The sequence below is a fragment of the Streptomyces sp. NPDC006687 genome (assembly GCF_040636215.1).
Taxonomy (GTDB): Bacteria; Actinomycetota; Actinomycetes; order Streptomycetales; family Streptomycetaceae; genus Streptomyces.
On sequence record NZ_JBEYJJ010000017.1, the window covers coordinates 1 to 18,349 of the forward strand.

At 72.1% G+C, this 18,349-nt stretch carries 21 protein-coding genes; 15 read left to right on the forward strand and 6 right to left on the reverse strand.

What is annotated here, in order from left to right; translation table 11 throughout:
- Window positions 1-198: 198 nt before the first annotated feature.
- Entirely contained in the window at window positions 199-717 is a 519-nt protein-coding gene (locus ABZ716_RS20465) for a hypothetical protein (RefSeq protein WP_358960625.1), read from the reverse strand.
- A 249-nt stretch (window positions 718-966) separates the two neighbouring features.
- Between ABZ716_RS20465 and fmt the strand changes: the two genes are divergently transcribed.
- The 6 genes from fmt to ABZ716_RS20495 all read left to right on the forward strand — a co-directional run bounded on the left by fmt (window position 967) and on the right by ABZ716_RS20495 (window position 6,256).
- On the forward strand, window positions 967-1,911 hold the full coding sequence (gene fmt, locus ABZ716_RS20470; protein ID WP_358960627.1) for a methionyl-tRNA formyltransferase: 945 nt from the start codon (window positions 967-969) through the stop codon (window positions 1,909-1,911).
- A 92-nt stretch (window positions 1,912-2,003) separates the two neighbouring features.
- A complete protein-coding gene (locus ABZ716_RS20475; RefSeq protein WP_358813388.1) occupies window positions 2,004-3,470 on the forward strand; it encodes a transcription antitermination factor NusB in 1,467 nt (488 codons plus the stop codon).
- A 78-nt stretch (window positions 3,471-3,548) separates the two neighbouring features.
- Complete coding sequence (rpe, locus tag ABZ716_RS20480; RefSeq protein WP_351888734.1) at window positions 3,549-4,235, forward strand: ribulose-phosphate 3-epimerase; 687 nt, start codon at window positions 3,549-3,551, stop codon at window positions 4,233-4,235.
- A 138-nt stretch (window positions 4,236-4,373) separates the two neighbouring features.
- On the forward strand, window positions 4,374-5,390 hold the full coding sequence (locus tag ABZ716_RS20485; RefSeq protein WP_358813461.1) for a sugar-binding domain-containing protein: 1,017 nt from the start codon (window positions 4,374-4,376) through the stop codon (window positions 5,388-5,390).
- Window positions 5,391-5,444: 54 nt separating this feature from the next.
- Complete coding sequence (locus tag ABZ716_RS20490; protein WP_358960630.1) at window positions 5,445-5,888, forward strand: ribonuclease domain-containing protein; 444 nt, start codon at window positions 5,445-5,447, stop codon at window positions 5,886-5,888.
- Entirely contained in the window at window positions 5,885-6,256 is a 372-nt protein-coding gene (locus ABZ716_RS20495) for a barstar family protein (RefSeq protein ID WP_351888728.1), read from the forward strand. Before ABZ716_RS20490 ends, ABZ716_RS20495 begins: the two co-directional genes overlap by 4 nt.
- A 52-nt stretch (window positions 6,257-6,308) precedes the next feature.
- On the opposite strand, the gene ABZ716_RS20500 is transcribed toward ABZ716_RS20495, so the two are convergent.
- The 5 genes from ABZ716_RS20500 to ABZ716_RS20520 all read right to left on the reverse strand — a co-directional run bounded on the left by ABZ716_RS20500 (window position 6,309) and on the right by ABZ716_RS20520 (window position 9,756).
- A complete protein-coding gene (locus ABZ716_RS20500; RefSeq protein WP_351888725.1) occupies window positions 6,309-6,788 on the reverse strand; it encodes a group II truncated hemoglobin in 480 nt (159 codons plus the stop codon).
- Window positions 6,785-7,114, reverse strand: a complete 330-nt coding sequence (locus ABZ716_RS20505) for an antibiotic biosynthesis monooxygenase (RefSeq protein ID WP_351888723.1) — start codon at window positions 7,112-7,114, stop codon at window positions 6,785-6,787. Before ABZ716_RS20505 ends, ABZ716_RS20500 begins: the two co-directional genes overlap by 4 nt.
- Before the next feature lie 79 nt (window positions 7,115-7,193).
- Complete coding sequence (locus ABZ716_RS20510) at window positions 7,194-7,685, reverse strand: hypothetical protein (protein WP_358960632.1); 492 nt, start codon at window positions 7,683-7,685, stop codon at window positions 7,194-7,196.
- A gap of 71 nt (window positions 7,686-7,756) precedes the next feature.
- Window positions 7,757-9,487 (reverse strand): FAD-dependent oxidoreductase, encoded by a 1,731-nt coding sequence (locus ABZ716_RS20515; RefSeq protein WP_351888718.1) that lies wholly within the window; start codon window positions 9,485-9,487, stop codon window positions 7,757-7,759.
- Entirely contained in the window at window positions 9,484-9,756 is a 273-nt protein-coding gene (locus ABZ716_RS20520; RefSeq protein WP_351888715.1) for a UBP-type zinc finger domain-containing protein, read from the reverse strand. Before ABZ716_RS20520 ends, ABZ716_RS20515 begins: the two co-directional genes overlap by 4 nt.
- A 275-nt stretch (window positions 9,757-10,031) precedes the next feature.
- Between ABZ716_RS20520 and ABZ716_RS20525 the strand changes: the two genes are divergently transcribed.
- The 9 genes from ABZ716_RS20525 to ABZ716_RS20565 are packed head-to-tail and all read left to right on the forward strand — an operon-like array spanning window position 10,032 to window position 18,345.
- Window positions 10,032-10,856 (forward strand): type 1 glutamine amidotransferase domain-containing protein, encoded by an 825-nt coding sequence (locus ABZ716_RS20525; RefSeq protein WP_358960636.1) that lies wholly within the window; start codon window positions 10,032-10,034, stop codon window positions 10,854-10,856.
- Window positions 10,857-10,874: 18 nt separating this feature from the next.
- Window positions 10,875-12,521, forward strand: coding sequence for a thiamine pyrophosphate-binding protein (locus ABZ716_RS20530; RefSeq protein WP_351888710.1), 1,647 nt, complete (start codon window positions 10,875-10,877; stop codon window positions 12,519-12,521).
- A 39-nt stretch (window positions 12,522-12,560) separates the two neighbouring features.
- The gene (locus ABZ716_RS20535; RefSeq protein WP_358813392.1) at window positions 12,561-12,992 is read left to right on the forward strand and encodes a nuclear transport factor 2 family protein; all 432 of its coding nucleotides are present in this window, start codon (window positions 12,561-12,563) and stop codon (window positions 12,990-12,992) included.
- A 13-nt stretch (window positions 12,993-13,005) separates the two neighbouring features.
- A complete protein-coding gene (locus tag ABZ716_RS20540) occupies window positions 13,006-13,461 on the forward strand; it encodes a nuclear transport factor 2 family protein (protein ID WP_351888704.1) in 456 nt (151 codons plus the stop codon).
- 16 nt (window positions 13,462-13,477) lie between these two features.
- A complete protein-coding gene (locus ABZ716_RS20545) occupies window positions 13,478-13,861 on the forward strand; it encodes a nuclear transport factor 2 family protein (protein WP_358813393.1) in 384 nt (127 codons plus the stop codon).
- 13 nt (window positions 13,862-13,874) lie between these two features.
- Window positions 13,875-15,491, forward strand: a complete 1,617-nt coding sequence (locus tag ABZ716_RS20550) for a GMC oxidoreductase (protein ID WP_358813394.1) — start codon at window positions 13,875-13,877, stop codon at window positions 15,489-15,491.
- Window positions 15,484-16,089: a DJ-1/PfpI family protein gene (locus ABZ716_RS20555; RefSeq protein ID WP_351888695.1), complete on the forward strand. Its 606-nt coding sequence runs from the start codon at window positions 15,484-15,486 to the stop codon at window positions 16,087-16,089. The genes ABZ716_RS20550 and ABZ716_RS20555 overlap by 8 nt, the downstream gene beginning before the upstream one ends.
- Window positions 16,090-16,097: 8 nt before the next feature.
- Window positions 16,098-16,520 carry a VOC family protein gene (locus ABZ716_RS20560; RefSeq protein WP_358813395.1) on the forward strand — a complete coding sequence of 141 codons (423 nt, stop codon included), beginning with the start codon at window positions 16,098-16,100 and terminating at the stop codon, window positions 16,518-16,520.
- Between the two features lies 1 nt (window position 16,521).
- Window positions 16,522-18,345, forward strand: a complete 1,824-nt coding sequence (locus tag ABZ716_RS20565; protein WP_358960639.1) for an AGE family epimerase/isomerase — start codon at window positions 16,522-16,524, stop codon at window positions 18,343-18,345.
- The last annotated feature ends 4 nt before the right edge of the window (window positions 18,346-18,349 follow it).

The window sequence follows — 18,349 nt, forward strand, 5'->3', positions numbered from 1 at the left end:
GGTCGCCGACGAGGGCGAACTGTCCAACGCCGTCCTGGTGCTGGAGACCTTCCTCGGCTGTTCCACCCAGCAGGCCGCCGAGACCACCAACGACCGGGGAACGGGGGAAGGGCGGGTAGGGGAGAGCCCCGCAGGGTTGGCCTTGGGGCGGGGCCTGCGGGGCTCGGTCGTCGGGGGTCGGCGTCCCGGCGGTGGGGGTCAGGCGTTGCGGGGGCCGGGGAAGGCGCCCTGGCGGGGGGTCGTGTCCTCGCGTACCGGTTGCGGCGGTACCGAACGGGCCGCCGGGATGGTGGGCAGGGGACCCAGCGTCCGCGTCGCGGCGGCGGCGGCCGCGCCCTCGGCCAGCGGATCCGCCGCCTCGGCGGCCTGCGCGCGCCGGGCCCCGTACCGGCGGTGCACGGCCTGCTTGGTGACCCCGAGCGCCGAGCCGACCGCGTCCCAGGAGAAGCCGAGGGACCGGTCGAAGTCCACCGCGGCGGTGACGAGCGTCTCGACGCTGTCCCGCAGCTCCTGGGCGAGCCGGACGGTCGGCGCGGGGGCCCGGCCGTAGACGACGAAGCCCGTGGAGGGCCCGGAGCGGCGCGGGCGGTACACGTTGCCGAGCTGGGCGGTGAGCGTACGCAGTGCGTCCACCTGCCGGCGAACCCGCTCGATGTCCCGCACCAGGAGGTGCAGGCTGGCCCGTGCTTGGGCGTCATGGGTGGCGTGGTCGGCCATGGAGAAGCCTCTCGAACCGGTGCTGAAGAGCGGATCGGGCCGCAGACACCGTTCAGATTCGCGGCCCGTTTCGGTCAATCTCTCTTGACCAACGCTCCGACATGCCCCCAGGTCACGCCCTGGGGGCGTGTCGGCATATGCGAGAGGCGCGTGTGTGTGCGTACGCCCCCGCCTCCCGCGGGCGGGCGCGCGGGGCCCCGCACCCTAGACTGGACCGTTGCTGATGCCGAGATAGCGAGGTAGGACCCAGTGAAGCTGGTCTTCGCAGGCACCCCCGAGGTCGCCGTGCCCGCCCTGGACGCCCTGATCGCCTCCGGGCGCCACGAGGTCGCGGCCGTCGTCACCCGGCCCGACGCACCGGCCGGCCGTGGCCGCCGGATGGTCGCCAGCCCGGTCGCCGAGCGCGCCGAGGAGGCCGGTATCGAGGTCCTCAAGCCCGTACGCCCGCGCGACCCGGAGTTCCAGGAGCGGCTGCGGGAGATCGCCCCGGACTGCTGCCCCGTCGTCGCCTACGGCGCCCTGATCCCCAAGAGCGCCCTGGACATCCCCGTCCACGGGTGGGTCAACCTGCACTTCTCCCTGCTGCCCGCCTGGCGCGGCGCCGCCCCCGTCCAGCGGTCGATCATGGCCGGTGACCAGGTCAGCGGGGCCTCCACCTTCCGTATCGAGGAGGGGCTCGACACCGGCCCGGTCTTCGGGGTCCTCACCGAGGAGATCCGCCCGACCGACACCAGCGGCGACCTGCTGACCCGCCTCGCCTTCGCCGGCGCCGGGCTGCTGACCGCGACCATGGACGGCATCGAGGACGGCAGCCTGCGCGCCGTCGAGCAGCCCGCCGAGGGCGTCTCCCTCGCGCCGAAGATCACCGTCGAGGACGCCCACGTCGACTGGAACGCCCCCGCGCTGCGCGCCGACCGCGTCGTGCGCGGCTGCACCCCGGCGCCGGGCGCCTGGACCGTCTTCCGCGGGGAGCGCCTCAAGCTGATCTCCGTCGGGCTGGTCCCCGACCGCACGGACCTCGCGCCCGGCGTGCTGGCCCCGGCCAAGAACAACGTGTACGTCGGCACCGGCTCGCACGCCGTCGAGCTGCTCTGGGTGCAGCCGCAGGGCAAGAAGCCGATGAAGGGCGCCGACTGGGCCCGCGGGGTGCGCATCGCTCCCGGTGAGCGCCTGGGCGCGGCCGACGTAGGCTGAACCCGTCCGCGTCCCCGCCGTGCCGGGGCGCCGCGGTACCCCGCAGGCCCGCAGTACCCCGTAGCACCTCGTACCTCCGGAGCACCTTCCACGTGAGCGAAAAGTCCCCCCAGCCCCGTCGCAGCCCCGCCGCGGGCGGCCGGTCGGCCAAGCCCTACCGCCGTCCCCAGAAGGACCCCGTCCGGATGCTCGCCTTCGAGGTGCTGCGGGCGGTGGACGAGCGCGACGCGTACGCGAACCTCGTCCTGCCCCCGCTGCTGAAGAAGGCCCGCCAGGACGAGAGCTTCCAGGCGCGCGACGCGGCCCTGGCCACCGAGCTGGTCTACGGGACCCTGCGCCGCCAGGGCACCTACGACGCGATCATCTCCGCCTGCGTCGACCGGCCGCTGCGCGAGGTGGACCCGCCGGTCCTGGACGTCCTGTCGCTCGGCGCGCACCAGCTCCTGGCCACCCGCATCCCCCCGCACGCGGCGGTCTCCGCGAGCGTGGAGCTGGCCCGGGTGGTGCTCGGCGACGGGCGGGCGAAGTTCGTGAACGCGGTCCTGCGCAAGATCACCGCGCATGACCTGGACGGCTGGCTGGAGCGGGTCGCGCCGCCGTACGAGGAGGACGCCGAGGAACACCTCGCCGTCTACCACTCCCACCCCCGCTGGGTGGTCAGCGCCCTCTGGGACGCCCTGGGCGGCGGCCGCGCCGGGATCGAGGACCTCCTGGAGGCCGACAACGAGCGGCCCGAGGTCACGCTGGTGGCCCGGCCCGGCCGGTCCACCCCCGAGGAGCTGGTGGAGGCGCTCGGCGAGGAGTCGGCGCTGCCCGGCCGCTGGTCCCCGTACGCGGTCCGGATGGCCGAGGGCGGCGAGCCGGGCGCGCTGGAGGCGGTCCGCGAGGGGCGCGCCGGCGTCCAGGACGAGGGCAGCCAGCTGGTGGCCATGGCCCTGGCGGCGGCCCCGGTCGAGGGCCGCGACGAGCGCTGGCTGGACGGCTGCGCGGGCCCGGGCGGCAAGGCGGCGCTGCTGGGCGCGCTCGCCGCGCAGCGCGGGGCCTTCCTGCTGGCCTCGGAGAAGCAGCCGCACCGGGCGCGCCTGGTGGAGCGGGCGCTGGCCGGCAACCCGGGCCCGTACCAGGTCATCGCCGCCGACGGCACCCGTCCGCCGTGGCGGCCGGGCTCCTTCGACCGGGTGCTGGTGGACGTCCCCTGCTCCGGCCTGGGCGCGCTGCGGCGCCGCCCGGAGGCCCGCTGGCGGCGGCGCCCGCAGGACCTGGAGGGCTTCGCGCCGCTCCAGCGCGGCCTGCTGCGCGAGGCCCTGGCGGCGGTGCGGGTCGGCGGCGTCGTCGGCTACGCGACCTGCTCCCCGCACCTGGCGGAGACCCGGGTGGTGGTGGACGACGTCCTCAAGGGCCGGGGCGCGGGCCGGCTGCCGGTGGCGGCCGAACTGATCGACGCCCGCCCGTACATGGAGGGCGTACCGGCCCTCGGTGACGGCCCGGACGTCCAGCTGTGGCCCCACCTCCACGGCACGGACGCCATGTACCTGGCCCTCCTGCGCCGCACCGCGTAACGGCGGGCGGCGCCGGGGGCCCGGCGGACTTGCGGGGGCGTGGCCTGAAGTGGCCGGGGGCATGGCAGGCTTGGGGGCATGGCCGTTCAGATCAATCCCAGCATCCTGTCCGCCGACTTCGCCCGTCTCGCCGAGGAGGCCAGGGCCGTCGCGGGGGCCGACTGGCTGCACGTCGACGTCATGGACAACCATTTCGTCCCGAACCTCACCCTCGGCGTGCCGGTCGTGGAGTCCTTGAGCCGCGCCACGGACATCCCGCTCGACCTGCACCTGATGATCGAGGACCCGGACCGCTGGGCGCCGCAGTACGTGGAGGCGGGCGCCGGCTCGGTGACCTTTCACGCCGAGGCCGCCGCCGCCCCGGTGCGCCTGGCCCGTGAGATCCGGGCCCTGGGCGCCCGGGCGGCGATGGCGCTCAAGCCGGGCACGCCGATCGAGCAGTACGAGGACATCCTCCCCGAGCTCGACATGGTGCTGATCATGACCGTCGAGCCCGGCTTCGGCGGCCAGTCCTTCCTGGACATCATGCTGCCGAAGGTCCGCCGGACCAGGGAGCTGATCGCCAAGCACGGACTGGACCTGTGGCTCCAGGTGGACGGCGGGGTCTCGGCCGGCACCATCGAGCGGGCCGCGGAGGCCGGCGCGGACGTGTTCGTGGCCGGCAGCGCGGTCTACGGGGCGCCCGATCCGGCCGCCGCGGTGCGGACGCTGCGTGACCAGGCGGGTGCGGCGATCGCCGCGGCGCCCTGGGCCTGCGACCACTGAGCCAAGCGTTGGTGAACAGCTCGGTGAACGGATGTCGTCCAGGCTGATCAATGGCCGTTGGATCTGACAGGATGAACGGCGAGTCGAGAGTGTGAACACGACAGTGTGAACAGCAGTGAGGAGAGCGCGGTGTCTGCAATGTCGGCGGGACGGTCAGCCCTGCGGATGGGACCCGCGGAGCTGGTGCAGGCGGCGGCCATGGCGCGCCGCTTCTACCTGGAGGGCAAGTCCAAGATCCAGATCGCCGAGGAGTTCGGCGTGAGCCGCTTCAAGGTGGCCCGGGTCCTGGAGACCGCCCTCGAACGTGACCTCGTGCGCATCGAGATCCGGGTACCGGCGGAACTGGACGCCGAGCGCTCCGACGCGCTCCGCGCCCGGTACGGGCTGCGGCACGCCGTCGTGGTCGAGTCCCCGGCCGACGCCAGCGAGGACGCGCCCGACCCGGAGAACCTCGGGGCGGTCGCGGCCGATCTGCTGGGCGAACTCGTCAACGAGGGCGATGTCCTCGGGCTGGCCTGGGGCCGGTCGACCATCCACATGGCCGCCTCCCTCCACCGGCTGCCGCCCTGCACGGTCGTCCAGCTGACCGGGGTGTACGACGCGGGCACCGCCGAGCGCGGCTCGGTGGAGGCCGTCCGGCGTGCCGCGCAGGTCTCCGGCGGGGACGCGCACCCCATCTACGCGCCGATGCTGCTGCCGGACCCGGCGACGGCGTCGGCGCTGCGCAGCCAGACGGGCATCGCGCGGGCCTTCGAGTACTTCGACAAGGTCACCGTGGCGGCCGTGTCCATCGGCTCCTGGGAGCCGGGCATCTCCACCGTGCACGACATGCTCACCGACGAGGAGCGGGCGCACTACGCCTCCCTGGGCGTGGCGGCCGAGATGTCGGCCCACCTGTTCGACGCGGAGGGCCGCCGGGTCGGCCGCGACCTCGGCGAGCGGTGCATCACCGTCGAGGCCGACCGGCTGCGCCGGATCCCCGAGGTCGTGGCGATCGCGGGCGGGCTGCGCAAGGCCGCCGCGATCGGGGCGGTGCTCCGCTCCGGGCTCGTGACCAGCCTGGTGACGGACACGGCGGTGGCGGACTACCTGCTGACGGAGTCCGCCCCGGGGCTGCGTCCGGCGCTGGAGCGGGCCGACCCGGACGACCTCTAGACGGGGCCCGCCCGGCGACTCGCCCGCCACCCGCATCTTTGGCACGATCGGCGCATGATGCTTCGGAGCGTGCCCCGGTCGGCGCTGCGCGTACTGGGCGCGCTGTTGCTGTGCCTGGCCCTGGCCGGGGTCGCCGCCTGCGGCGGCGGCTCCCGGCCGGCCGCGCCCGCCGGTACGCGGGCCGGCGCCAGCAGTGCTCCCGCCCCCGCGTGGGCGAAGGGGATGGCCACCGTACGGGCCGGCGCGCTGCCGCCGCAGGCACGCGAGGTGCTCGCCCTGATCGACCAGGGCGGCCCGTACGCCTACCGGCAGGACGGGACCGTGTTCGGGAACTTCGAGAAGGTCCTGCCGCAGCGCCGGCGCGGCTACTACCACGAGTACACGGTCAGGACCCCCGGGGAACGCGACCGGGGGGCCCGCCGGATCGTCACGGGCCAGGGCGGGGAGTTCTACTACACGGACGACCACTACCAGACCTTCAAGGCGGTTCTCCGATGACCCTCGACCCCCGGCCGCTCGACCCCGCCCTGGCCGCCGCCGAGGAGGCCGGCTGGAGCACCGTACGGCTGGACCTGGACGGCGTACGGAGCAAGGCGGCGCTGATGCGGCGCTGCGCGGCGGCGCTGCGCGTGCCGGAGTGGTTCGGCGGGAACTGGGACGCGCTGGCCGACGCGCTGGCCGACCTGTCCTGGCTGCCGGACGCCCCCGGGCGGCTGCTGGCGGTGACCTCCTGGCGCGGGTACGCCGCCGAACGCCCCGAGGACTGGGCCACCCTCCAGGAGATCCTCCAGGAGGCGGCGGAGTTCTGGCGGCGGCAGGACGGAGCGCCCGGGCTGACGGTGCTGCTCGCCGGCCCCCCGTCGTAGGACCGCGACGCCGGGCGGGGGCCGGCCACGAGGCCGGCCCCCGCCCGGGGCGTCACTCCGCCTGGGCCGCCTTCGGGATCCAGGGCGGGGTCTGGCCCCAGCCCCAGACCGGCACCTTGGCCGCGTCCACCGGCGGCGGGTTGGGTCCCGAGTAGATCAGGGCCATCCGGGTGCCCCACTCGATGTAGTAGACGAACACCGCCCGGAACTCGGGGTCCGTCGGGAGGCCGACCTCGTCGGCCGTGTCCAGCAGCAGGTCCACCCAGCGGCGTCGCTGCTGCTCGGTGATGCCGCGCCCCAGGTGCTTGGTGGCCATGTGCATGTGGCCGCCGTGGTGCGCGGAGTAGTCGGCCGGGCCGCCGAAGACCTCCGACAGCCAGACCGCGACGTGCTGCGGGTGCTCCGCGTCCATGCCCGCGAAGACCGGGGCCAGGATCTCGTCCTGCAGGGCGTGCGCGTAGAAGACGTCGGTGAGCCGCCGCATGGCCTGCTCACCACCCATCCACTCGTAGATCGTGGGCGTGGTGCTCATGACTGGCCGGCGGCCTTTCCCGGGCCGACGACGTCGGTGACGGAGTAGTGCTGCATCTCCTCGATCTGCGTCACGTACGGCCGGATCGCCTGGAAGAACGCCGGGAAGTGCTCGCCCTTGCGGAAGCCGTTGAGGTGGGCGTCGACCGAGGTCCAGCGGATCCGCAGGATGTACCGCTCGGTGTCCTCGGTGTTGTGGGCCAGCTCGTAGTCGATGCACTCGGGCGCGGCGGCCAGGGCCTCGGCCGCGCGCGCGTACGCCTCCTCGAACGCCTGCTGGTCCTGCGAGGCGATCCGGTAGCGGATGTACTCGACGGTGGTGGTCATGTGTGTGCGTGCCTCTCCCTGGGATCAGGTCGTCCCCCGGATCCTCTCCGGGATCATCGGTACCCGGTGCGCAATCGCGTCACTCCGGCTGAGACTTCTGGAGGTCGGGGCCCTGCGCGCGGACGCGGCGGACCTCGTCGAGGGACTCGCGCAGCTCCCGCAGCCACGCGTCGGTGTTCTCCCCGACGAGGCGGACGCACCAGGCCAGGGCGTCCGCCCGGCTGCGCGCCACCCCGCCGGCGACCAGGGTGTCGAGCACCTGGCGCTCGGACTGGCGCAGGCGGGTCATGACGGGGACCGCGAGGTGGGTGAAGAGGACGGTCTCCTCACCCGCCCGCACGCCCCAGGCGACCTTGCGCCGGTAGAGCTCCTCGGCCTCGCGGGCCACCTCCACGCGCTGCTCGCGGGTGCGCTCGCGGAACTCCGCGACCGACTCGGAGGCGGGGAGGGTCCCGACCACCGTGATCTCCTCCCGGTCGACGGTGACCGAGACGAGGGACTCGTAGACGTCCACCGGCAGGCGCTCGGCGAACCACGCGCGGAGCTTCTCGCTCTGTTCGGCTGTAATCATGTAATCAACGTTGCATCCGCTCTCCCTGTGATCGCAAGGGTCCGGCGCCGTACGGGTCCTCGCGTTCGCTCTCAGCCCATCGAGCGGTAGCGGTGGACCAGCGAGACCGCCATCGCCCCCTCGCCCACGCCCGAGGCGACCCGCTTGACCGAGTGGGCCCGTACGTCGCCCGCCGCGAAGACCCCGGGGACGCTGGTCTCCAGCGGGTAGGGCGCGCGCTCCAGGCTCCACTCCGCCGGGAGTTCCCCGCCGTTGGCGATCAGGTCGGAGCCGGTGAGGACGAAGCCGTACTCGTCGCGCTCGACCACCCCCGCCAGCCAGTCCGTGTGCGGGCGGGCGCCGATGAAGGTGAACATGAACCGGGCCGGGACCTCCCGGTCCTCGCCGGTGTCGGCGTCGTGCAGGGTGATCCGCTCCAGGTGCTCCCCGCCGTCCAGGGCGGTGACGGTCGTGCGGACCTTCACCTCGATGTTCGGGGTGCGCTCGATCTCGTCGATCAGGTAGCGGGACATGCTCGCGTCCAGGGAGGCGGCGCGGACCAGGATGGTCACCCGGGCCGCGTACTTGGCGAAGTGCACCGCCGCCTGGCCGGCCGAGTTGGCGCCGCCCACGATGAACACGTGCTGGGAGATGCAGGCCGAGCTCTCCGTGGTCGCCGCCCCGTAGTACAGGCCCGCACCCTCGAAGCGGTCCGCGCCGGGCGCCTGCAGCCGGTTGTACGAGACCCCGGTCGCCAGCAGCACCGTCTCCGCGCTGATCTCCGTACCGTCCGCCAGGGTCAGGATCTTCGCCGGGTCGTCCCGGGTGAGGGAGACCACCTCCACCGGGTGCAGGATCTCGGCGCCGAAGCGGGCGGCCTGGATGGTGGCCCGGCGGGTCAGGTCCCCGCCGGACAGGCCCGAGGGGAAGCCGAGGTAGTTCTCGATCAGGCTGGAGGTGCCGGCCTGGCCGCCCGGGGCGCGGGAGTCCAGCATCAGCGTGGACAGCCCCTCGGAGGCGGCGTACACGCCGGCGGCCAGCCCCGCCGGCCCGGCGCCGACGATCACGCATTCGTAGTGCGGGCGGGAGGCGGTGGTGGCCAGGCCCAGGTGGCGGGCGAGTTCGGTGTCGGTGGGGGCGGAGAGCACCGAGCCGTCCGGGAAGCGCACCAGCGGCAGCGCGGCCCCGGCCTGCGCGTCGGCGATCACGGTCAGCGCCTCGGGGTCCCGCTCGACGTTCAGGAAGCGGAAGGGCTGCCCGTTGCGGGTGAAGAAGTCCCGGACGGCGTGGGTGCCGGGGGAGACCAGGTGGCCCGCGACGATGATCCCGTCGTAGGCGGGGCGGTAGGTGGCCAGCCAGTCCGAGAGCAGGTCGTCCAGCACGGGGAAGAGCCGCTCGTGCGGCGGGTCCCAGGGCTTGAGCAGGTAGTAGTCCAGCCGGACCCGGTTGATGGCCGTGATGGCCGCGTCCGTCTCCGCGTACGCCGTCAGCAGCACCCGGCGGGCGTCCGGGAACCGGCTGACGGCCTCCAGCAGGAACTCCACCCCGGTGACGTCGGGCATCCGCTGGTCGACGAGGAACAGCGCGGGGTCGTGGCCGCGCTCGTCGAGGGAGTCCAGGATCTTCAGGGCGTCGGCCGCCGAGGAGGCGCCCAGCACCCGGTAGCGGTCTCCGTAGGCGCTGCGCAGGTCCCGGCGGACGGCCCGCAGTACCTGCGGGTCGTCGTCCACGGCCAGGATCACGGGCTTGCGGCTCTCGGCCCGCTCCGGGGAGGCCGCGGCGGCCCTGGCGGGGGAGGCGGGGCTCCCCTGGGCCGCGTTCACGCCGGCTCCAGCATCAGCTGGTCGGCATAGCACCAGGCCCAGTCCTCACCGGGCTCGTGCGAGGCCGCGATCGGGTGGGCGGTGGCCCGGTAGTGGCGGGTGGCGTGGCGGTTCCTGGAGGAGTCGCAGCATCCGACGTGCCCGCAGCTCAGGCACATCCGCAGGTGCACCCAGACGTCCCCCAGGCGCAGGCACTCCTCACAGCCCGCGGCCGATGGCTCCACCGCACGTATCTGGTCGACATGTGTGCACATCAGGTCCTTCGTCATCGTCCCCGTCCCTCTCCTGCCCGCTCCTGACCCAGCGCGCCCCCATCCTCATGGCGCGTCCAGACCATAAATCGGGGATCTTGAAATGGTTCAGCGATCCGGCCGAGGTCAGGAAGTCCGGCGGGTACTTCCTGACCTTCCCGGACTACTAGGTGAGGTGTCGTCACCACCTTGCCCGCTACCTCACGAAGTAGTGTTCGGGCCCTTTGACGCGGGCTCTTGCCGCACGCAGTGTGGGGAACGCAAACGACAACAGGCCGCGCCTGGAGGAATCTGTGAGCAGAAAGATTCTGGTCATTGTCTCCGAACACGGTTACTGGTCCGAGGAACTGATCGGTCCCGTTTCCACGTTCGACGAGCAGGGCTACGAGATCACATTCGCCACACCGACCGGAAAGCGCGCCCACGCGCTCCCGCCGAGCCTCGACCCGAGCTACGTCGACCCCCCGCTGGGCCGTTCGGTCACCTCGGAGGAGAACGCCCGGCTGGGCCGGGAGTTCGAGCAGTCCAACCGTCTCGACTCGCCCCTCGACATCGAGGCGTGGGTACCGGAGCGCCCGTACACGAGCGACCCCGACTACCTGCGCAAGCTGGAGCAGTACCACCGGGACCTGGACAGGCTCGAAGCCGATATCGCCGGCTACGACGCGGTCCTCATCGTCGGGGGCAGCGGTCCCATCGTCGACCTCGCCAACAACGAGCGGGTCCACGCCCTGATCCTGGCCTTCAAGAACGCCGGCAAGGTCGTGGCCGCCGAATGCTACGGCGTGGCCTGCCTGGCCTTCGCCCGCGACTGGGGCGACCGCAAGAGCATCATCTGGGGCAAGCACGTCACCGGCCACTGCAAGGAGTACGACTACAAGGACGGCACCGGATTCCTCGGCACCGACTTCAACATGGGGCCGCCGCCTTACCCGCTGGAGTACATCCTGCGCGACGCGACCGGGCCGCGCGGCGCCTATCACGGGAATTTCGGCCACCCGCTTTCGGTGATTGTCGACTATCCCTTCGTCACCGGCCGCTCCACCCCCGACTCGTACCTCACGGGGCAGAAGATCGTGGAAGTCCTGGAGAACGGTCTCACCCGTTACGGGTGGTAGGGGAAGAGGGGGAGTCCGATGAATTCCGAAGCCACTCCCGGACGGGAAAGGCTGATCGAGCAGTTCAAGGCCGACGGCCTGACGGTGATGTTCGGAAATCCGGGAACGGTGGAACAGGGATTCCTCGACGCGGTGGACGCGGCGGCGGACTTCCAGTACGTCCTGGCCCTCCAGGAGACCGTGGCCGCCGGCATCGCCGACGGCTACGCCCGGGCCACCGGGGGTGCGGCCCTGCTCCAGCTGCACTCCGGCGTCGGGCTGGGCAACGGCATCGGGATGCTGTACCAGTCGCTGCGCGGCCACACCCCGCTGGTCGTGGTCGCCGGCGACGCCGGGGTCCGCTACGACGCCATGGACGCCCAGATGGCCTGCGACCTGGTCGCCATGGCCAAGCCCGTCACCAAGTACGCGACCCGGGTCACCGACCCCCGGTCCGTACTGCGCACCATCCGGCGCGCCGTGAAGATCGCCCTCACCCCGCCGCGCGGCCCGGTGTTCGTGGCCCTGCCGATGGACGTGCTGGACGAGCTCAACTCCGAGCCCGTCCTGCCCGCCACGGTGCCCCTCACCGACGTCGCGCCCTCGCCGGCCTCCGTGGGGCGGGCGGCCGAGCTGCTCGCCGCCGCCGAACGCCCGCTCGTCCTCGTCGGGGACGGGGTCTCGCTCTCCGGGGCCCAGGCCGAACTCGCCGCCGTCGCCGAGCTGCTGGGCGCCGACGTCTACGAGGTCGACTCCTCCGAGGTCAACATCGCGGCCTCGCACCCGCTGCGACGCGGCCAGAGCGGCCACATGTTCGGCCCGCACAGCAAGGAGCTGGTCGCCGGGGCGGACGGGGTGCTGATCGTCGGCACCTACGTCTTCCCCGAGGTGTTCCCCGAACTGGAGAGCCCCTTCCGGCCCGGCGCCAAGGTCGTGCACATCGACCTGAACGCCTACGAGATCGCCAAGAACCACCCCGTCGACCTCGGGCTGGCCGCCGACCCGCGCCAGGCGCTGCGCGCGCTGGCCGGCGTACTGGAACAGCGGCTCACCCCGGCCCGGCGGGCGGCGGCGGCCGCGCGGCTGGAGGCACGCGTCCAGGAGCGGGACCGCGCCGCCCGGCAGCCGTCGCCGGACGACGACACGCCGATGGCCGTCTTCCTGCGCACGCTGGCGGAGCGCACCCGCGGGGACCTGATCGTCTTCGACGAGGCGCTGACCACCTCCCCGCTGGTCACCCGCTACCTCCCGCCGGAGCGCCCGGGCGACTACCACCTCACCCGCGGCGGCTCGCTGGGCGTGGGCTTCCCCGGCGCGGTCGGCGCCAAGCTGGCCCGCCCGGACCGGCTCGTCGTCGGCTTCGCGGGCGACGGCGGGTCGATGTACACCTACCAGGCGCTGTGGACGGCGGTCCGGCACGGGATCGACGCCAAGTTCGTGGTCTGCAACAACCGCAAGTACCGGCTGCTCGACGACAACATCGCCCAGTACTGGCGCGAACGGGACATCGCCGAACACCCCTTCCCGGGCTCCTTCGACCTCTCCCGTCCCGAGATCGACTTCGCGGGGCTGGCCCGGGCGCTGGGCGCCGACGGGACGCGGGTGGAGAAGCCGGACGAGGCGGCGGCCGCCGTGGACCGGATGCTGGCCCACCCCGGCCCGTTCCTCGTCGACGTCCAGATCTGAACCGACCGGACCCACCGAACAGGAACAGGAGGAGACCGCATGCCCGCCGAGCGGCTGACCGAGGACGCGATCCGCACCTTCGCCGAGAACTGGTACGTGGCCCTGGACCGCCACCTCCCGCTGGAGCAGGTCCTCGCCCTGATCACCGAGGACCTGGAGTTCAAGGTCCCCGAGGACACCTTCCTCGGACACCAGGGCTTCGGCCGCTGGTACGAGGCCGTCACCCACCGGTTCTTCGACGAGGTGCACACGGTCACCAAGGTGGAGCCGGTCATCGAGGGCGACCGGGCGATCGTCCGGGTCCTCGTCAACTGGCAGGCCAAGATCTGGGACCCGCCGGCCGCCCGCAGCCAGTGGCTCGGCTTCGACGCCGACCAGACCTGGACGATGGTCGCGGGCGCGGACGGACCGCTGATCAAGCAGTACACCGTCAACGAACTGGCGCCGATGCCCGGTTCCGGCTCGCTCTGAGGGGGCGGCGGAGATGACCGAAGTGACCCGCGAACGGGTCGAGGCGGCCTACCGCGCCCTCGGCTCCGGGGACCGCGCGCGCATCCTGGAGTACTACTCCGAGGACCTGCGCTGGCTGGTGCCCGGCAACCACCCGCTGGCCGGCTGGTACGAGAGCCTGGACGCCTTCCTGGAGCTGATGGGCCAGACCCACAAGCTCACCGGCGGCACCTTCCGCATGGAGCTGGAGGCCGTCCTCACCGGGGAGGACTGCAGCGCCGACGTCTGCCGCAACACCGCACTGCGGGACGGCGCGGACCCGTCCGGCACCTCCCCGTACGAGCGGATGGACTACCCGGTCTTCCACTTCATGCGGTGGCGGGACGGGCGGATCGTCGAGGGCCGCGACGGCCTCTTCGGCGACACGGCCAGTGCCTTCAGCCAGTTCTGGGCGCCCTTCGCGCCGGACGGCACCCGCAGGGACCGATAGGGGGATGAGAGACGCGATGGACGCCCGAGAGAGCACGACCGAAGTCCTTCGGAAGTACTACGAGTACGCCAACGCCGGCGACTGGGACCGCTGGTGCGACCTGTTCGCCGAGGACCAGGTCATGGACGAGCAGCTCGCCGGACACATCGAGGGCCTGGAGACCCTGCGCTCGATGATGAAGGGCATGGGGGCCATGTACCGGGTCTTCCGCAACGAGCCGGTGCACTTCCTGGTCGACGGGGAGAAGGCCGCGGCGGTCTCCCACATCACCGCCGTCAGCCCCTCCGGCCGGGCCATCGAGGCCGAGGTCATGAACTTCTTCCGGATCGTGGACGGCCGGATCGCCTACATGGCGAACTACCACGACACCGTCCCCTTCCAGGTGCTGAGCCAGGACTGAGGGGAGGCGACCCGTGGCCACAGAGCAGTACGACTACGTGATCGTCGGCTCCGGCACCGCCGGCAGCGTCCTCGCCCACCGCCTCTCCGCCGACCCGGACGTCTCCGTCCTGGTCCTGGAGGCCGGCGGCGACCGCATCCCGCCCGAGGTGGACGACCCGTCCTCCTGGTACAAACTGCTCGGCGGACCCGTCGACTGGGGCTACACCAGCGTCCCGCAGCCGGGCCTGGGGGGCCGCCGCACCTACGAACCGCGCGGCAAGGCCGCCGGCGGCAGCAGCAACCTCTACATCATGATGCACATCCGGGGCCACGCCTCGGACTTCGACAACTGGGCCTACCAGGGCGCGGCCGGCTGGGCGTACGAGGACGTGCTGCCGTACTTCGCGCTCCTGGAGGACCAGGAGGACGTCACCGCCCCGACCACCGGCACCGGCGGACCCCAGCGCGTCACCAACGCCGGGCGGCACGGCCCCAACCCGGTCTCCCGCGCCTTCATCGACGCCGCCGTGGAGCTCGGCCACGAGGAGATCGCCGACTTCAACACCGACGGCCCCCGGCGCGGCCTCTTCGGCGCCGGCTGGCACCACATCGACGTGGCCGACGGCCGCCGCCAGGGCGCCCTCGCCGCCTACCTGGAGCCGGCCCTCGACCGCCCCAACCTCACCCTGCGCACCCACGCGCAGTCCACCCGCCTGATCATCGACGGGGACACCTGTACGGGCGTCGAGTACGTCCAGCTGCGGCCCCCGGCCGCAGTCCCGGGCCGTACGGTCCGCGACGGGCACAGCACCGCCCCGGCGCCCGGGCCGCACACCGTACGGGCCCGCCGCGAGGTGATCGTGGCCGCGGGGGCGATCGAGTCGCCGAAGCTGCTGCTGCTCTCCGGCATCGGGCACCCCGAGCAGCTGCGCGAGCACGGCATCGCGGTGACCGCGGCCCTGCCCGGGGTCGGCGAGAACTTCCACAACCACGTCCTGACCGGGCTGATGGCCGAGGTCACCCAGGAACTCCCGGCGCCGGCGCAGAACCTGTCGGAGAGCGCGCTGTTCCTGTCCTCCCGGCCCGGGCTGCCCGCCCCGGACCTCCAGATCGCCTTCGTCCACGTCCCCTTCGACGTGATCGTCGGCCAGAACCACCCGAACACGGTCTCCATCCTCCCCGGGGTCGTCCGCCCGGTCTCCCGCGGCTGGATCCGGCTGGCGAGCGCCGACCCGCTCGCCCACCCCCTGATCCACCCCAACTACCTGGGCGACCGCTGGGACCTGGAGCGGATGGTGCAGGGCGTCAAGCTGGCCCGGGAGATCTTCGCCACCTCGGCCTTCTCGCCCTGGTACAAGCAGGAGCTCCAGCCGGGGCCCGGCTCCGTCACCGACGAGGACCTGCGGACCTTCGTCCGGCAGAAGGCGGAGAGCTACCACCACCAGGCGGGCTCCTGCCGCATGGGCGTCGACGACCTCGCCGTGGTCGACCCCGAGCTGCGCGTGCACGGCGTGCGGGGCCTGCGGGTCGCCGACGCCAGCGTCATGCCGGCCGTCCCGTCGGGCAACTGCCACACCGCCATCGCGATGATCGCCGAGCGCGCGGCGGACTTCCTCACCGGACACGACAGGGGGGCCCGACGTGCCTGACGCCGTACTGCGCGAGGGCGCGCTCAGCGGGACCCGGATCGCGGTCCTGGTCGAGAGCGACTTCTACGAGCCGGAGATCTTCTACTACCAGCACCGGTTCGCCGAGGAGGGCGCCGAGGTCGACTTCCTGACCCGGCTGTGGGGCAACGACTCCATCACCTTCACCGGCCACGAGTACCGGGCCCCCTTCACCGCGAACCGGTCCCTGGAGGGCATGGACGACGAGGAGCTGCGCGGCTACGCCGCCGTCATCGTCCCCTCGGGCATGGTGGCCGACCGGCTGCGCTACACCGAGGACGTGGACGTCCTGGCGCCGGCGACGGAGTTCCTGCGCCGGGCGTTCGAGGAGCCGACCGTCCTCAAGGGGATCATCTGCCACGGCATGTGGCTGGCCTCCTCCATCCCCGGGAAGGTCCGCGGCCGCAAGGTGGTCTGCCACAACAACCTCATCGGCGACGTCCGCAACATGGGCGCCGAGTACGTCAACGAGGACGTGGTGGTCGACGGGGACCTGGTCACCGGCCGCACCGGCGCCCACCACCACCTCTTCGCCCGCCGGATCATCGAGCTGATCGCGGCGGGCCGGGGGAACCGGTGACGGGCCGGATGGTCTGGTCGCACGTGGGCCTCAACTGCGCCGACCAGAAGACCACCGAGGAGTTCTACACCCGCTACTTCGGCTTCGCCCGGGCCCGGGTCGTCGACCTCGGGGAGACCCGGATCGTGTTCCTGCGCAAGGGGGACGCGTATCTGGAGCTCTTCGAGTCGGCGGCCGGCCCGGCGCGGCCGGCGAACGACGACGGCCCGCCGGCCCCGGGCCGGATACGCCACCTGGCCTTCCAGACCGACAGCGTCGACGCGTTCCTCGCGGAACTGGGCGACGCGGCCGACGTGACCCTGGGGCCGATGGACTTCGACGACTTCGTCTGCGGCTGGCGGACCGTCTGGGTCCGCGATCCCGACGGGGTGATCGTCGAGGTCAGCCAGGGATTCGAGGACGACCGCTCACACGACAAGGACGGTGCATGACATGGCGGGCACGCCTGGCTTCTCCTTCTCCGACACGATCGCGGGCTATGTCGTCCGCTTCGACTCCTCCTCACGGCTGCTGCGGCTGCGGACCGCCGACGACCGGGAGTTCGACATCTCCCTCGCCTCGGGCCCCAGCGCCGAGCTGGTGCGCAACCTGGACGAGCCGTACGTCGACGCCTCCGGGCACGTCGACGAGATGCTCTCCCCGGGCCGGCTGCTCTTCGCCTACGGGGTCCACTACCCCGACCAGGGCGGCACCTTCGACGCCAAGCGGCTGGTGTTCCTCGGCCGCAGCGCCGAGGACTACCGCTTCGAGGAGGCCGGCTGGTGGGTCAAGCAGATCGAGTCCCTCGCCGACTTCTACAAGCGGGCCCAGTTCGGTGACGGGCCGGTGGACTTCGACCTGTACCGCACCGAGATCCGGCTCGGCGGCGACAAGACCGCCAGCCACGTCCAGGAGACCGACACCATCTCCCGCCTGGTCTACGGCATGGCCTCGGCCTACCTGCTGACCGGCAAGGACGAGTACCTGGAGATCGCCGAACGCGGCACCGAGTACCTGCGCAAGCACATGCGGGTCGTGGACAGCGAGGAAGACGTCGTCTACTGGTACCACGGCATCAGCGTCGACGGGGACAGCGAACGCAAGCTGTTCACCTCGGAGTTCTCCGACGACTACGACGCGATCCCGATGTACGAGCAGATCTACGCCCTCGCCGGCCCGATCCAGACCTACCGGATCACCGGCGACGCCCGGATCAGGAACGACGCCGACGCCACCATCCGGCTGTTCGACAAGTTCTTCCACGACGCCGAGCAGGGAGGCTACTTCTCCCACATCGACCCGATCCTCTTCAGCCCCGACCACGAGTCCCTCGGCGAGAACGCCGAGCGCAAGAACTGGAACTCGGTCGGCGACCACGCGCCCGCGTACCTGATCAACCTGTACCTGGCGACCGGCGAGCAGAAGTACGCCGACTTCCTGGAGTACACCTTCGACACCATCGCGGACAAGTTCCCGGACTACAAGAACAGCCCCTTCGTCCAGGAGCGCTTCTTCCGCGACTGGTCGCACGACACCGCGCACAGCTGGCAGCAGAACCGCGCGGTCGTCGGGCACAACCTGAAGATCGCCTGGAACCTGATGCGGATGAACTCGCTGAAGGCCAAGCCCGCCTACGAGGAACTCGCCCGGAAGATCGCCGAGACCATGCCGGCCGTCGGCAGCGACCGCCAGCGCGGCGGCTGGTACGACGTCGTGGAGCGGGTCAAGGAGGGGGACCAGGAGACGTATCGTTTCGCCTGGCACGACCGCAAGGCGTGGTGGCAGCAGGAGCAGGCGATCCTCGCCTACCTCATCCTGAACGGCACCGTCGGCGGCGAGGCGAACCTGCGCGAGGCACGCCAGGCGCAGGCGTTCTACAACACCTTCTTCCTCGACCACGACGAGGGAGCCGTGTACTTCAACGTGCTCGCCAGCGGCACGCCGTACCTGCTCGGCACCGAGCGGCTCAAGGGCAGCCACTCGATGTCCATGTACCACTCGGCGGAGCTGTGCTACCTCGCCGCCGTCTACAACAACCTGCTCATCAACGGCCGGGAGATGGACTTCCACTTCCAGCCGGACCCCACCGACCTGCCCGGCCGGACCCTGCGCGTCTCGCCCGACCTGCTGCCCGCGGGCTCGGTGCGGATCGCGTCCGTGGAGATCGACGAGAAGCCGTACGAGGAGTTCGACGCGGACGAGCTGACCGTCCACCTCCCCGACGTCCAGGGGAGGGTCAAGGTCAAGGTCCGGCTCCGGCCGGTGGTCCGGAAATAGTGCC